This window comes from Xanthomonas sp. NCPPB 1754, from assembly GCF_041475725.2.
Classification (GTDB): Bacteria; Pseudomonadota; Gammaproteobacteria; order Xanthomonadales; family Xanthomonadaceae; genus Xanthomonas; species Xanthomonas euvesicatoria.
Map to the genome: position 1 here is coordinate 2,929,292 of NZ_CM192982.1, position 13,953 is coordinate 2,943,244.

Genomic DNA, 13,953 nt, shown 5'->3' on the forward strand with positions numbered 1-13,953 from the left:
CACACCGCGCGGCTGCGGCACACTGTGCCCCTCTCCCGCCTGCCGCTGCCCATGAAAATCGTCGAAGTCCGCCACCCCCTCGTCCAGCACAAGATCGGCCTGCTGCGCGATGCCGCGTTGAGCACCAAGGGCTTCCGCGAACTGGTCACCGAACTGGGCACGCTGCTGGCTTACGAGGCCACCGCCAATCTGGACACCGAATCGCACACCCAGCCGGGCTGGGCCGGCCCGGTGACGGTGCAGCGCATTGCCGGCGCAAAGATCACCTTGGTACCGATCCTGCGCGCCGGTCTGGGCATGCTGCCCGGCGTACTGGCACTGATTCCTGCCGCACGCGTGAGTGTGGTCGGTCTGCAGCGCGATGAAGAAACCCTGCAACCGGTGCCCTATTTCGAACGCCTCACTGGCCGCCTGGAAGAACGCGACGCCCTGATCCTGGACCCGATGCTGGCCACCGGCGGCACCCTGATCGCCACCATCGACATGCTCAAGCGCGCCGGCGCACGGCGCATCAAAGGCATCTTTCTGGTCGCCGCGCCGGAAGGCCTGACGGCGCTGGAAGCGGTGCACCCGGATGTCGAGGTCTATACCGCGGCCATCGACGACCACCTCAACGACAAGGGCTACATCCTGCCCGGCCTGGGCGATGCAGGCGACCGGATTTTTGGGACGCGGCTGGAGTGAGTTTAAGCCCCTCTCCCCCCGGGAGAGGGGTTGGGGTGAGGGTACGGCATGCCAGTGTTCTTGCTGCCGCCCTACCCTCATCCAGCGCTACGCGCCAGCTTCTCCCGAAGGCAGAAGGAAATGCCGCAGCGCGTCCGATCTCGATCATGTTGCTGGCATGGCTAAAAGCGTCATTCAGAGCTGCTGGTGACCGAACCTTTGGTACGCAGGCAGCATGAATTGCAGCAATTTAAGCCCCTCTCCTGCGGGAGAGGGGTTGGATGAGGGTACGGTGTATCAGTATTCCTGCCGACGCCGTACCCTCATCCGGCGCTGCGCGCCACCTTCTCCCGACGTGAGAAGGAACAGCCGCGGCATCGGCTTGATAGCGACGCTTTAGCGCGTCGACGCCTCGATCGCCGCGCTCACATACACCAGCGGCGCATTCCAGTTGATCGCCACCTCGTTGGTGGAGTAGCTGCAGAAGTTGTCCAGGTACGACAACGCCGGCCGTTTGGAGGGGTACGGCACCTTGCACTCCTTGGCATCCTGCTGCCCCGGCTGCGGGCCGCCGACCAGCCAACCCGGCACCGGCGCTTCGATCCCATCGGCCTCTGAGGGTCGGTGATGGATATGCATCGGGGTGCGTTTGCCTATCCCGGTCACGAACGACAGCCCCAGCGGATTGCGGCCCAGGATGTAGTCCAGCTGCGATTGCGCCGCATCCAGAAATTGCCGCTGCTGCGTCAGCCGGTAGCCCTGCAGCAGCATCATCGCGCGGTTGAGCACCCCTGCATTGCTGCCCCAGACGAAATCGCTGTCGTTCATCGCCAGCCGCCATGCCGATGATTGCCAGGTGTCGGCCAACTGTTGTGCCAGTCCGGTGATCTCCCGTGCGATCCGCGCGCGATCGGCATGCGGCGTGAGTCGGTCGCGATGCGCGGCCAACGACATCCAGGCCAGCCCACCGACATTGCCCCATGAGGGCACGGTGGCCGGCACGTTGCGCGCGATCATCGCGTCGTAGAACCCATCCTCGCCGGTGGCGATGTACAACTCGGCCGCCGCCCAGGCGAATTCGTCATCCAGGTGTGCATCGTCGTAACCGCCGGTACGCACGTCGCTGGGCTGCCGGTAGATCACGTCCGGATGCTGCTTCGCCCACGCCCACGCAGCCCGCGAGGCTTTCATCATGTGCGCCGACAGCCCCGGATACTGCTTTTCAAATGGCGCATATACGCGACTGGCGACGGCCATCACCGCAGCGAAGTCCAAGGTCGCGGCAGTGGTCTTCATCACCACGTAGCGTTGCTGGGTGGCCTGATCCGGCATCACCAAGCCATCGAACTGCTTGTCGGTGAGCTTGTGGTACACGCCGCCATCGGCCGGGTCCTGCATGGCGAGCATCCAGTCCAGATTCCACCAGGCCTCCTGCAGGATGCCGGGCACGCCGGGCGCATCGTCGGGGATGGTCAGCGGCTTGGACCTGAAGAACGCCGGATACTGCTCGTAGGCCGCCAGCAAGGTGTAGGTGCTGATGCCGGAATTGACGATGTACTTGTTGTAGTCGCCCGCGTCGTACCAGCCCTTGGGCGCGCTGATCACGCTATCGGTCGGACGCGTTGCAGACGCTGCGGACGGATGGATGCGCACCTGCGTATCCGGGTGCCCGGCCGCGCGCGCATAGCGCCCGGCGTAGCGTGCCGGCAGCGCGGTGCTGGCACGGTTGAAGTAGAACGCCTTCAACGCTGCATCGACCAGGGGCTGATAGGCATGCGCGTTGATGGCGAAGGTCTCCGATGCCGGCAGCCCGTCGACCTTCAACCGATAGGTTCCGACCGCACGCAGCCCGGAAAAATCCGCCACCCGCGCCTGCTGTCCGGCCGGCGACCACATCGCGGCCGGCTGCAGGGTTCCCTGCAACACGCTGCGTCCCTGTGCATCTTCGACGGTGAAGCGGTCCGAACGCTGCGCGGTGCCCTGCGGCGGCAGCCCGACGATCGCCATTTTTGCCGAGCCCGGCAGATAGCCCAGCTGGTTGACGTGGATGGCGTCGCTGGCCGCCACGGCCTCCTGCCTGCCGGTTGTCTCTGCAGCGCAGGCGAGCACGGGCGAAACGATCATCAGGCTGGTGAGCAGAGTTTTGAAGATAGTCATGCCACGATGGTCGCCGCATTATCTTGCAGCGACAAGTCCAATGCCGGCATAGCCGATGCGTCAATCCGCATCGCTGCAGCAATGCGCCCCTTGCGCGGATCGCCTCGCACGCAGCCATGCCGCGCTCATCATCACTGCATGTCAGCAATCAAGCGCATGCTGGGCGGCAGCAAACGCGCCAGCCCAGGCAACCACGGTCGCATTGCATCGATGGCGCTTGATCGAAACAACGAACAACGCCCGGCCGCCTTGCCGGCTACCGGGCGTCGACGCAATCGGGTTCACGCCTCAGCGTGCCGTCGCGTCCAATTGCACTTGCGCCTTGCCCACCGGGTTACGCGGGTCGCTACCGCCGCTGAGCACGTTGCGGCGCTTGTCCCACTCCACCGTTTGCAGGTTGCCCCACACATGGCTGGAGCCACGGCCGCCTTCGGCGGTGTCGCCTGGCAATTTCAGTGCATGCCCCATCGCTTGCAGGCCCTTGGCGGTCTGCGCCGAAAATGCGTTGGTCTCGGCGTCGATCGCGTCCGGCAACCACTGGTGGTGATAGCGCGGCAGCGCAGTGACCGCCTGCGCATCCAGGCCGGCGTCGTAGCCCAGGATCCCCAGCAGCACCATGGTGATGATGCGGCTGCCGCCCGGGGTGCCGAGCACGATCGCCTTGTCGGCCGATTCCATGAAGGTGGGCGTCATCGAACTGAGCATGCGCTTGCCCGGCTTGGGCGCGTTGGCGGCGTAGCCCATCACGCCGAACGCATTCGGAGTGCCCGGCTTGAGCGCGAAGTCGTCCATCTCGTTGTTGAGCAGCACGCCGGTGCCCTTGGGAATCAGGCCCGAGCCGTACAGCAGGTTCACCGTCTGGGTGGCACCGACGCGGTTGCCTTCGCCATCGATGATGGAAAAGTGCGTGGTCTCGTCGTCTTCCAGCGGCGTGGGGTTGCCCGACAGCAGATCGCTGGGCGTGGCCTTGTCCGGATTGATGGTGGCACGCAGGCCTTGCGCGTAGTCCTTGCTGGTGAGCACGCGCTGCGGCACGTCCACAAAGTCCGGGTCGCCCAGGAAGAAGGTGCGATCGCGGTAGGCGCGGCGCATCGACTCCACCACCAGATGGGTGCGATGCACCTCATCGAGCGTGTTCAAGTCCCAGCCCTCCAGGATCTGCAGCATCGCCGCCAGCGCAATACCACCGGACGACGGCGGCGGCGCAGTGGTGATCTTCCAGCCGCGGTAGTCGAACTGGATCGGCGCGCGCTCCTTGACCCGGTACCCGGCCAGCTCGGCCGCGCTCCACTGGCCGCCGGCCTGCTTCACGCCGGCCAGCAACTTCTTGGCGGTCTCGCCCTTGTAGAACCCGTCGAAGCCCTTGTCGCCGAGCAGCTGCAGCGTCTGCGCCAGCTCCGGCTGCTTGAAGGTGTCGCCTTCGGCAATGCGTTTGCCGCCGCGCAGATACACCTCGCGCGTACCGGGGTAACGCTCCATCACCTCGCGCCGCGAGGCATAGCCCTTGGCCATGCGCGCGTAGACGGGAAAACCCTCCGTCGCGATGCGGATCGAGGGTGCCAGCGACTGCTTCAGCGGCAGCCGGCCGTGTTTGGCAGCCAGCTCCACCAGCGCTGCGGGCAAGCCCGGGATGCCCGCCGACCACGGGCCGTTGACCGAGCGGTCGCGGTCCAGCTCGCCTTTCTTGTCGAGAAACTGCGCTTCGGTGGCCGACGCGGGCGCGGTTTCGCGCGCGTCCAGCATCACGTCCTTGCCGGTCTTGGCGTCGTGCAACAGGAAGAAACCGCCGCCGCCCAGCCCTGAGCTGATCGGCTCGACCACCGCCAGCGTGGACGACACCGCCACCGCGGCATCGAACGCATTCCCGCCCTCGCGCAGGATCTGCAGGCCGGCATCGGTGGCCAGCGCATGGCCGCTGGCGATCGCCGCGCCGGGTGGATGCGCGGCGACCGCTGCGGTGGTGGCCGTCGCCGGCTTGGCGGCATCGGCGCACCAGGCCGCTGGCGCCAGCACAAAGGCCAGCAGCAACACGCCGCGCGAAGAAAAACGACGGGAAAAAGTGCTCACGGGGCGGGGGGCTCCTGTTCGTACAGTTCGGGGTGATCGCGCTGCAACTGCATCAGCTTGGCCAGCAACTGGTCATGGGTTTCCGGAATGGCCGGATCCGGATCGATGCATTCGACCGGGCACACCACCACGCACTGCGCTTCGTCGAAATGGCCCACGCACTCGGTGCAACGTGCCGGATCGATGACGTAGATGGTTTCGCCCATCGAGATGGCGTGATTCGGGCACGCAGGCTCGCAGACGTCGCAGTTGACGCAGAGCTCGTTGATTTTCAGAGACATATCGGCACTACGATGCGACGCGACGCGGCGCGCTGCAACCGCAGGCGCTGGAACGCAATGTGCTGCTGCAGCCGGGCGCCCATGGCGCGCAGCGGCAGGTAGATAGCGCCCTGGGCGCTGTCGGACACTGGCCTGGTGCGGCCGGCTCCGGTGGAGTGCGAACTCGGCAGCATGGTGCATTCCCAGGCTGCGGCCGGATGCGCCCTTCCGCGCATCCGGCCTGCTACGGCATTACTTGGCTTCAACGAAGATGTATTCCGCGCCCTTGGGCTGGACGATGGTCTGCACGCGCGCGTTGTCGGCAGCATTGCCGATGAACAGCACGCGCACACCCTTCATCGAGTCCGGTGCCACGTCCTTGAACGCCGCATCGATCAGGTCGGCCATCTTGCTGGACGCCGACGAACCGAAGGCCAGCATGTTGCCCGGCTGCACGCCACGCGCGAGCGCGGTCTTGACGCTTTCCAGCTGACGCTCGTAGCTGCCGGCAAATTCGGCGTCCGACTCCGGCGGCAAGTAGTACAGGAACGGGCTGTTGGTGGTGGTGCCCAGGTTCTGGCCGACCACTTCCTGCAGGTACTTCTTCCAGCCGGCGTTGTCGTCCTTGGCCGGTGCGGTCAACGGGGCCGGTGCGGCGGCAGCGGTCGGTGCCGGCTCTTCCTTCTTGCAGGCGGTGACCGCCAGAGCGGCGATCGAAGCGAGCGCCAGAGCGCGCATGGTGTGTTTCATGAAACTCCTCCCTTTGAAATGCATGTGGTGATGTAACTGCAGATGATCAGGCCTGCGCGCGGGACTGGCGCACCTGCCGCAAGGCCTCGACAACCGATGCCGGCACGAAGCCGGACACATCCCCGCCCAGCCGCGCGATTTCGCGCACCAGCGAGGACGAGATGAAGCTGTATTGCTCGGCCGGGGTAAGAAACAGCGTTTCCACCTCCGGGATCAGATGGCGGTTCATGCTGGCCATCTGGAATTCGTATTCGAAGTCGGACACTGCCCGCAGGCCGCGCAGCAGCACGCCGGCACCCATCTCGCGCACGAAATGCGCCAGCAGGGTATCGAAGCCGCGCACTTCCACATTGGTATGCGCCGCCAGCGCTTCCTGGGCCAGCGCAACGCGGCGCTCCAGCGACAATGCCGGGCCCTTGGAGGGGCTATACGCCACACCCACCACCACGCGCTCGAACAACGGCGCGGCGCGATTCACCAGGTCGATATGCCCGTTGGTGATCGGGTCGAAGGTACCGGGATAGACGGCGGTGCGGCTGTTGGCAACGCTCATACGGAGACTACCGGGGTCGGATCGCTCTTCAGTGTAGCAGCGGCCCGGCGGTACAGCGCATAGCGCACCTCACGGGTGGCGCCCTCGCGGTGCAGATGCCAGCCGGCCGGCAGCAGCGGCGGCGCATCGGCGGGCGCTTCAAGGTACAGCAAGGCGTCGGCCGCCACATGCGCCGGCAGGTGCTCCAGCACTGCCGGCCACAGCCCGGCCGCGAACGGCGGGTCGACGAAGACGATATCAGCCAGCGCTGCGGGCGCACGCTCCAGCCAGCGCACCGCGTCTTCCTGCAGCACCTGCACCTGCGTGGCGGCATCCAGCCGGGTCACGTGCTCGCGCAGCCGCTGCACCAGGCCGGGGTCGCGTTCGATCAGGGTGGCATGCGCAGCGCCGCGCGACACCGCCTCCAGGCCCAGCGCGCCCGAGCCGGCGAACAGATCCAGCACGCGCGCGCCGGGCAGGCGCGGCATCAGCCAGTTGAACACCGTTTCGCGCACCCGGTCGCTGCTGGGGCGCAGGCCAGGCAAGCTGGGCACTGCCAGCCGCGTATTGCGCCAGCGCCCGCCCACGATGCGCACCTGCCCTTCCGCGCCACGCGGCGCCGGACGCTGCGGGCGGCTCATCGCCACGCACCTGTCGAGGGCGGGCGGGTACAGCACGGCAGCAGCGCAGTTGGCGACATGGCTCAAGGCAGGACGAACGGCCGGCCATGATACCGCCGCCATCGCCGCGGCCGCCCTACCCCGCGCCAGCCGCCGCGCGCGGCACATTCGCGCAGGCCCGCCTTGAAAAATCGGTAGACGGCCGCATCCCCAGGCCATCGGCCGCGTTGCGGCCTGGACCACCACGGAGCACGACCCCAATGACCGTTGAAACCGATAAGCAGACGCTCGGCTTCCAGACCGAGGTCAAGCAGCTGCTGCAGCTGATGATCCATTCGTTGTACTCGAACAAGGAAATCTTCCTGCGCGAGCTGGTCTCCAATGCCGCCGACGCCGCCGACAAGCTGCGCTTCGAAGCCCTGGTCAAGCCCGAGCTGCTGGAAGGCAGCGGCGAGCTGCGCATCCGCGTCGACTACGACAAGGACGCGCGCACCGTCACCATCGACGACAACGGCATCGGCATGAGCCGCGAGGATGCGGTCTCGCACCTGGGCACCATCGCCAAGTCCGGCACCGCCGATTTCCTCAAGCACCTCAGCGGCGACCAGAAGAAGGACGCCAACCTGATCGGCCAGTTCGGCGTGGGCTTCTATAGCGCTTTCATCGTCGCCGACCAGGTGGACGTGTATTCGCGCCGCGCCGGCCTGCCGGCCGGCGAAGGCGTTCACTGGTCCTCGCGTGGCGAAGGCGAATTCGAAATCGCCAGCGTCGACAAGCCCGAGCGCGGCACCCGCATCGTGCTGCACCTGAAGGAAGGCGAAGAATCGTTCGCCGATGGCTGGACGCTGCGCGGCATCCTCAAGAAATACTCCGACCACATCGGCCTGCCGATCGAGATGCGCAAGGAGCATTACGGCGAAGCCGCCGACAAGCCGGCAGAGCCCGAATGGGAAGCGGTCAACCGCGCCAGCGCGCTGTGGACGCGCCCCAAGTCCGAGATCAAGGACGAGGAGTATCAGGAGTTCTACAAGCACATCGCCCACGACGCGGGCAACCCGCTGGCCTGGAGCCATAACAAGGTCGAAGGCAAGCTGGAATACACCTCGCTGCTGTTCGTGCCCGGCCGTGCCCCGTTCGACCTCTACCACCGCGACTCGGCCAAGGGCCTGAAGCTGTATGTGCAGCGCGTTTTCATCATGGACCAGGCCGAGCAGTTCCTGCCGCTGTACCTGCGTTTCATCAAGGGCGTGGTGGATTCGTCGGACCTCTCGCTCAATGTCTCGCGCGAAATCCTGCAATCCGGCCCGGTGGTCGATTCGATGAAGTCGGCGCTGACCAAGCGCTCGCTGGACATGCTGGAAAAGCTGGCCAAGGACAAGCCGGACGACTACGCCACGTTCTGGCGCAACTTCGGCCAGGCATTGAAGGAAGGTCCGGCCGAGGATTACGCAAACCGCGAAAAGATCGCCGGCCTGCTGCGCTTCTCGTCCACGCACGACACCACCGGCGCACAAAGCGTTGGCCTGGCCGATTACGTGAGTCGTTTGGCTGAAGGCCAGGACAAGCTGTACTACCTCACCGGCGAAAGCTACGCGCAAATCAAGGACAGCCCGCATTTGGAGGTGTTCCGCAAGAAGGGCATCGAAGTGCTGCTGCTCACCGACCGCATCGACGAATGGCTGATGAGCTATCTCACCGAATTCGACGGCAAGTCGTTCGTGGACGTGGCGCGCGGCGACCTGGACCTGGGCAAGTTGGATTCGGAAGAAGACAAGAAGGCGCAGGAAGACCTCGCAAAATCCAAGGAAGGCCTGGCATCGCGCATCAAGGCCGCCCTCGGCGACGATGTGGCCGAAGTACGCGTCTCGCATCGCCTGACCGATTCCCCGGCGATCTTGGCCATCGGCCAGGGCGACCTGGGCCTGCAGATGCGCCAGCTGCTAGAAGCCAGCGGCCAGGCGGTGCCGGAAAGCAAGCCGGTGTTCGAGTTCAATCCGACCCACCCGCTGATCGAGAAACTCGACGCGGAACAGGATATGGATCGCTTCGGCGACCTGAGCCGTGTGTTGTTCGACCAGGCTGCGTTGGCTGCGGGCGATAGCCTCAAGGATCCGGCTGGGTATGTGCGGCGGTTGAATAAGTTGTTGTTGGAGTTGTCGGTGTAAGCGCTGCGGTGATGGAGCAATGAGCAAAGACCGGCGATTCCGCCGGTCTTTGCATTTGGGCTCAGGCACCGCGCCAGTTAGTGCGGATGCTTTTACAGCCGGAGTGCTTGGCAAACGGATATAGCCCCCATATGCTTCTTTCACGCAAGCCTCACTACAGCTGCGTGCAGAAAATTACACTACAAGGAAAGTGAAGCAATGAAAGATCTTGCGCAAAGGCCACCACCCGAAAAAATTCTCCATGGCGCTAGGTTAAGATTTTTGATTGCACTCGTCGTGATGTGCTTTTGTTTCATCCCGATGCCAAAAGCTCAAGCTGTTGACTCAGTTTTGTGCAATGCGGGCACAAGCCTATGTGACCAAGGGCAGGCCTATCTCAATGCTTTGAGAGAAGGCAACGAAGCGATTTGCGGATACGGAGCAATAAACACCCACAGCGGTAAAGTAAATGATCGAACATTTGATCAGCGTTACGAAGCAGTCGTCGAATGCTATCGTGCGTTTGATAACTACACTTGGATTTCTTATCTAGACAGCAGTTTCTACGCTTCCACCTGCACCGCCCGCCCTTCCATTGCCCCAGCAGCCGGCAGCACCGACAAAGTCTGTCAACAAGGCTGCGAGTACACCGTCGGCACCAACGGCGGCCAGCCAGTCGCCACGCCCAACGGCGCAGTCTGCGCATCTCCTCCCTCCATCGATCCTGGCAAGAACAACGGCTGTTGCGACGCCACCACCGGGCCGACCACGGCCGGCAACCCCGCGAACGTGTTCACCGGGGCCAAACTCGAAACCGCAGTCGATTACCGCGCCCCGGTTGGACATCTGGAGTTCGTACGCTATTACAGCAGCGCAGCTGGCTTGCAGCCCGTTACCACACTCGGTTCCACATGGCGGCATAGCTACGCACGTGCGTTGACTGTGGCCGATGCAGCAACCGTGGTCCTGACCCGTCCCAGCGGCAATTTTTACACCTTCAAGAAGTCTGCCAACGGGACCTGGACGCCCGACTGGGACGTGCGCGAAGTGCTGACCGAACTCCTCGACAACGGTGTGCGGACCGGCTGGCAAGTCACCACTGCAGACGATACGCAAGAAACCTTCGGCCCCGACGGCAAACTGACCGGCATGGCCTACCCGGATGGCGAGCGACTGACGTTGACCTATGCCGGCACGCAATTGCAGTCGGTGCGGGACCTGCGCGGCCGGCAAATCGTGTTTGCCTACCAAGCCGGCAGGGTGGCCCAGGTCACGCTACCCGATGGTGCAACCCTCGGTTATAGCTATGACACCCAAGGGCGCTTGAGCTCGGTGGCCTTGCAGGCGGCAGGAGCATCGGCCTCCTCGACGGTGGCCAGTTATGGATATGCCGATTCACGCTTTCCGGATGCGCTGACGACACATCGCGATGCACAAGGCCAGGTCTATGCGTCATGGAGCTACGATGCGCAAAAACGTGTGACCCGCAGCGTGCATGGCAATCCGGCAGGAGCGATCGACCAATTCACGATCGCCTATGCAGGCGCCGCCTCTACCGTCACCACGCCATCAGGAAACACCATCACGCGCACTGGCCTGTCCAAGCTCGGCCAGGCCAAGGTGGTCGCAGTCCAGGGGCTGTGCCCGGAATGCACGAGCGCATCGTTCCAGTCCCGCAGCTATGACGGGAATGGCTATCCCGATCTGGAAGTCGATTTTGCCGGCGTCTCCACCGACTGGACTTACAACTATCGCGGTCTCCTGACCAGCAAGATTGATGCCGCCAACGATACGGCCGGCCGCAAGCGCACGGTACAAACCGATTGGCACGCCAGCTTGCGTCAACCTGTAGACCGCCGCAGCTATGACGCCGCCAATGCGCTGGTGGCCAGGACAACCTGGACCTACAACGCCAGAGGCCAGGCACTGACCATCTCGCAACTCGACCCAGCTGGAAGTCCCTCCCGGCTCGTTACGCAACGTTATTGCGAAGAGGCCGATATCGCCACCGGCGCCTGTCCGCTGGCGGGCGTGCTGCTCTCCAGCGATGGTCCGCGCAGCGATATCGCCGACAGCACGCGCTACAGCTACTACCTCAGCGATGATGCGAGCTGCGCCGCAACACCAACGACCTGCCCGCACCGCAAAGGCGACTTGTGGAAAGTCACCAACGCCCTCGGCCAAGTCACCGAATACCTCGCCTACGACGGCGCCGGCCGCCCGCTGTCCATCAAGGACACCAACGGCATAGTCACCGACTACACCTATCACCCGCGCGGTTGGCTGACCGCCACCAAGGTGCGTGGCGCCGATGCCTCCAGCGAGGCCGATGACCGCATCACCCGCATCGATTATTGGCCCACCGGCCTGGTCAGGCAGGTCACCCAGCCCGATGGCGCTTTCACTGCCTTCACCTACGATGCGGCGCATCGGCTGACCGACATTACCGACAACGCGGGCAATACCGTCCACTACACGCTCGACAACGCCGGCAATCGCATCAAGGAAGACACCAGCGATGCGTCGGGTACGTTGAAGCGCACGCTCTCGCGTGTGTACAACCAGCTCGGCCAGCTCAAGACCCAGGCCACCGCCGCCAGCGACCCGACCGACTTCGGCTACGATGCCAACGGCAACGCCACCACCGTGACCGATGCGCTGGCGACCGCGACGCACAGCGAGTACGACCCGCTCAATCGCCTGTCGCGCACGCTGCAGGATGTCGCCGGCATCAAGGCCGACACGAAGTTCGCCTACGACGCACTCGACAACCTGACCAAGGTCACCGACCCCAAGGGCCTGGACACCACCTACGAGTACAACGGGTTCGGCGATCTGGTGAAACTCACCAGCCCGGACACCGGCGTCACCAGCTACACCTACGACAGCGCCGGCAACCGCGCCACCCAGACCGATGCGCGCGGCAACACCACCGCCTACAGCTACGACGCGCTCAATCGCCCGACCAAGGTCACCTACCCCACCACCAGCCTCAGCGTTACCTACACCTACGACGCGACGCAGACGGCCTGCGCCAGCGGGGAGACGTTTTCGATCGGCCGCCTGACCAAGATGCAGGACGGCGGCGCCATCACCCAGTACTGCTACAACCGCTTCGGCGATCTGGTGCGCAAGGTGCAGACCAGTAACGGCACCGCGTTGGTGCTGCGTTACGACTACACCATCGGCGGCCAACTGCGCCGCATGACCTATCCCGACGGGGCGGTGGTCGATTACGTGCGCAATGCACAAGGCCAGACCACGCAGGTCGGCGTGACGGCCGCCGGCGGTAGCCGCCAGGTGCTTCTGGGCAATGCCACTTACTATCCATTCGGCCCGGCTGCCGGCTGGACCTACGGCAATGGCCGCACCCTCGCCCGCCGCTATGATCTGGACTACCGCCCGCAGGCGATCCAGGACACCCGCCCGGGTGGGCTGGACGTGGGCTTCGGCTTCGACCCGGTTGGCAACCTCACCGCGCTGACGCCCGCAGGCAACACCACACCGGAAATCAGCCTGGGCTACGACGCGCTGGGCCGCCTGACCGGCCTAAAGGACGGCAGCACCGGCACGCTGATCGACGGCTACAGCTACGATGCCACCGGCAACCGCCTCAGCGCCAAGGTCGGCACGGCCACGCAGATCTATAGCTATCCCACCGACAGCCACCGCCTCAGCGCCGTGGCCGGCGTCGCACGCACATACGATGCCACCGGCAACACCACCGCCATGGGCGGCACCGCCCGCCAATACACCTACGACACCACCGGCCGCATGACCCAGGCCCGCCGCGCTGGCGCGGTGACCATGAACTACCGCTACAACGGTAAAGGCGAGCAGATACGCCGCTTCCTCGGCACCACCAACACCTACACGCTCTACGATGAAGCCGGCCACTGGCTGGGCGACTACGACAGCAATGGCGCGCCCAAGCAACAGGCGATCTGGCTGGACGACCTACCGGTCGGCCTGCTCGCAAACGCCAACAAACTGCACTACATCGAACCCGACCACCTGGGCAGCCCGCGCGTGGTGATCGACCCCACCCGCGATGTGGCGGTGTGGACGTGGAGCCTGAAGGGCGAAGCCTTCGGCAACACTGCGCCTGATCAGGATCCCGATGGGGATGGCGCGACGTTGGTGTTGGATATGCGCTTCCCGGGGCAGCGGTTTGATGCGGCGAGTGGGTTGAATCAGAACTACTTCAGGGACTATGAAGCAGCTACTGGGCGGTATGAGCAGAGTGATCCGATTGGATTAGAAGGCGGAATTAGCACTTACGCATATGTTTTGAGTAGACCGGTCACCTCTGCCGATCCATTCGGTCTTATACAATGGACAGGCTATGCACATGGGGCAGGTTTAGGCCATGCAATCATTGCTGCGGCAAGGTACAACTTTCACCTACAATCAGAGTGTGTGAATGGGCGAAGAGCGATTGTTGACCTCAATGCGAGTTTCTTTGGCGGAGGGCTTGGCGCCCCTCTCACTTACACAATCTCGAATATCTCTTTAGAAGATGGCGCAAACACTATTGATCCTTCGAACTTGACTGGTCCTGCTGTTTTGAGGGGAGCAGGCATAGCTGTTGGAGGAGGTGCCGCGTATTCTTGCTTGGCACTAGGTGGCGGCAGTTCAAGCTGCGCGACGGGCGGACAAGGCGGCTGGGATGCCAGCATGTATTGGTATCCAGCTGGCCACTCAGAACTTGACGGTGTCACGCGATGGGCGCGACGTCCCCCCAATTTTGAGTAGCACCT

9 protein-coding genes are annotated in these 13,953 nt (G+C 64.2%); 3 read left to right on the top strand and 6 right to left on the bottom strand.

All coding sequences use genetic code 11. The features are described from left to right. Window positions 1-51: 51 nt before the first annotated feature. The gene (upp, locus tag ACCQ15_RS12930; protein WP_057681976.1) at window positions 52-684 is read left to right on the top strand and encodes a uracil phosphoribosyltransferase; all 633 of its coding nucleotides are present in this window, start codon (window positions 52-54) and stop codon (window positions 682-684) included. Window positions 685-1,059: 375 nt separating this feature from the next. Here upp and ACCQ15_RS12935 read toward each other — a convergent pair whose 3' ends face one another. From ACCQ15_RS12935 to rsmD, 6 genes are all read right to left on the bottom strand, one after another. Continuing rightward, window positions 1,060-2,820 carry a glycoside hydrolase family 9 protein gene (locus ACCQ15_RS12935; protein ID WP_218556295.1) on the bottom strand — a complete coding sequence of 587 codons (1,761 nt, stop codon included), beginning with the start codon at window positions 2,818-2,820 and terminating at the stop codon, window positions 1,060-1,062. Window positions 2,821-3,108: 288 nt separating this feature from the next. Then, window positions 3,109-4,887, bottom strand: coding sequence for a gamma-glutamyltransferase (gene ggt, locus ACCQ15_RS12940; protein ID WP_372380636.1), 1,779 nt, complete (start codon window positions 4,885-4,887; stop codon window positions 3,109-3,111). Beyond that, window positions 4,884-5,168 (bottom strand): YfhL family 4Fe-4S dicluster ferredoxin, encoded by a 285-nt coding sequence (locus tag ACCQ15_RS12945; protein ID WP_014090436.1) that lies wholly within the window; start codon window positions 5,166-5,168, stop codon window positions 4,884-4,886. Before ACCQ15_RS12945 ends, ggt begins: the two co-directional genes overlap by 4 nt. 231 nt (window positions 5,169-5,399) lie before the next feature. Beyond that, window positions 5,400-5,897, bottom strand: a complete 498-nt coding sequence (locus ACCQ15_RS12950) for a hypothetical protein (protein ID WP_005931897.1) — start codon at window positions 5,895-5,897, stop codon at window positions 5,400-5,402. A 46-nt stretch (window positions 5,898-5,943) separates the two neighbouring features. After that, window positions 5,944-6,450 carry a pantetheine-phosphate adenylyltransferase gene (coaD, locus tag ACCQ15_RS12955; RefSeq protein WP_008574388.1) on the bottom strand — a complete coding sequence of 169 codons (507 nt, stop codon included), beginning with the start codon at window positions 6,448-6,450 and terminating at the stop codon, window positions 5,944-5,946. Further along, complete coding sequence (rsmD, locus tag ACCQ15_RS12960) at window positions 6,447-7,136, bottom strand: 16S rRNA (guanine(966)-N(2))-methyltransferase RsmD (protein ID WP_218561399.1); 690 nt, start codon at window positions 7,134-7,136, stop codon at window positions 6,447-6,449. Before rsmD ends, coaD begins: the two co-directional genes overlap by 4 nt. Before the next feature lie 173 nt (window positions 7,137-7,309). On the opposite strand from rsmD, the gene htpG reads away from it, so the two are divergent. Together htpG and ACCQ15_RS12970 are read left to right on the top strand one after the other, a co-directional pair. Further along, the gene (gene htpG / locus ACCQ15_RS12965; protein ID WP_372380637.1) at window positions 7,310-9,214 is read left to right on the top strand and encodes a molecular chaperone HtpG; all 1,905 of its coding nucleotides are present in this window, start codon (window positions 7,310-7,312) and stop codon (window positions 9,212-9,214) included. Between the two features lie 198 nt (window positions 9,215-9,412). Continuing rightward, window positions 9,413-13,948, top strand: coding sequence for an RHS repeat-associated core domain-containing protein (locus ACCQ15_RS12970; protein ID WP_372380638.1), 4,536 nt, complete (start codon window positions 9,413-9,415; stop codon window positions 13,946-13,948). Window positions 13,949-13,953 lie beyond the last annotated feature (5 nt).

What these genes read in the sequence shown, in the direction of transcription:
- ACCQ15_RS12950 (WP_005931897.1), bottom strand. Translation starts at nt 5,897, where the DNA reads ATGAAACACACCATGCGCGCTCTGGCGCTCGCTTCGATCGCCGCTCTG.
- ACCQ15_RS12945 (WP_014090436.1), bottom strand. Translation starts at nt 5,168, where the DNA reads ATGTCTCTGAAAATCAACGAGCTCTGCGTCAACTGCGACGTCTGCGAG.
- ACCQ15_RS12970 (WP_372380638.1), top strand. Translation starts at nt 9,413, where the DNA reads ATGAAAGATCTTGCGCAAAGGCCACCACCCGAAAAAATTCTCCATGGC.
- htpG (WP_372380637.1), top strand. Translation starts at nt 7,310, where the DNA reads ATGACCGTTGAAACCGATAAGCAGACGCTCGGCTTCCAGACCGAGGTC.
- ACCQ15_RS12935 (WP_218556295.1), bottom strand. Translation starts at nt 2,820, where the DNA reads ATGACTATCTTCAAAACTCTGCTCACCAGCCTGATGATCGTTTCGCCC.
- upp (WP_057681976.1), top strand. Translation starts at nt 52, where the DNA reads ATGAAAATCGTCGAAGTCCGCCACCCCCTCGTCCAGCACAAGATCGGC.
- coaD (WP_008574388.1), bottom strand. Translation starts at nt 6,450, where the DNA reads ATGAGCGTTGCCAACAGCCGCACCGCCGTCTATCCCGGTACCTTCGAC.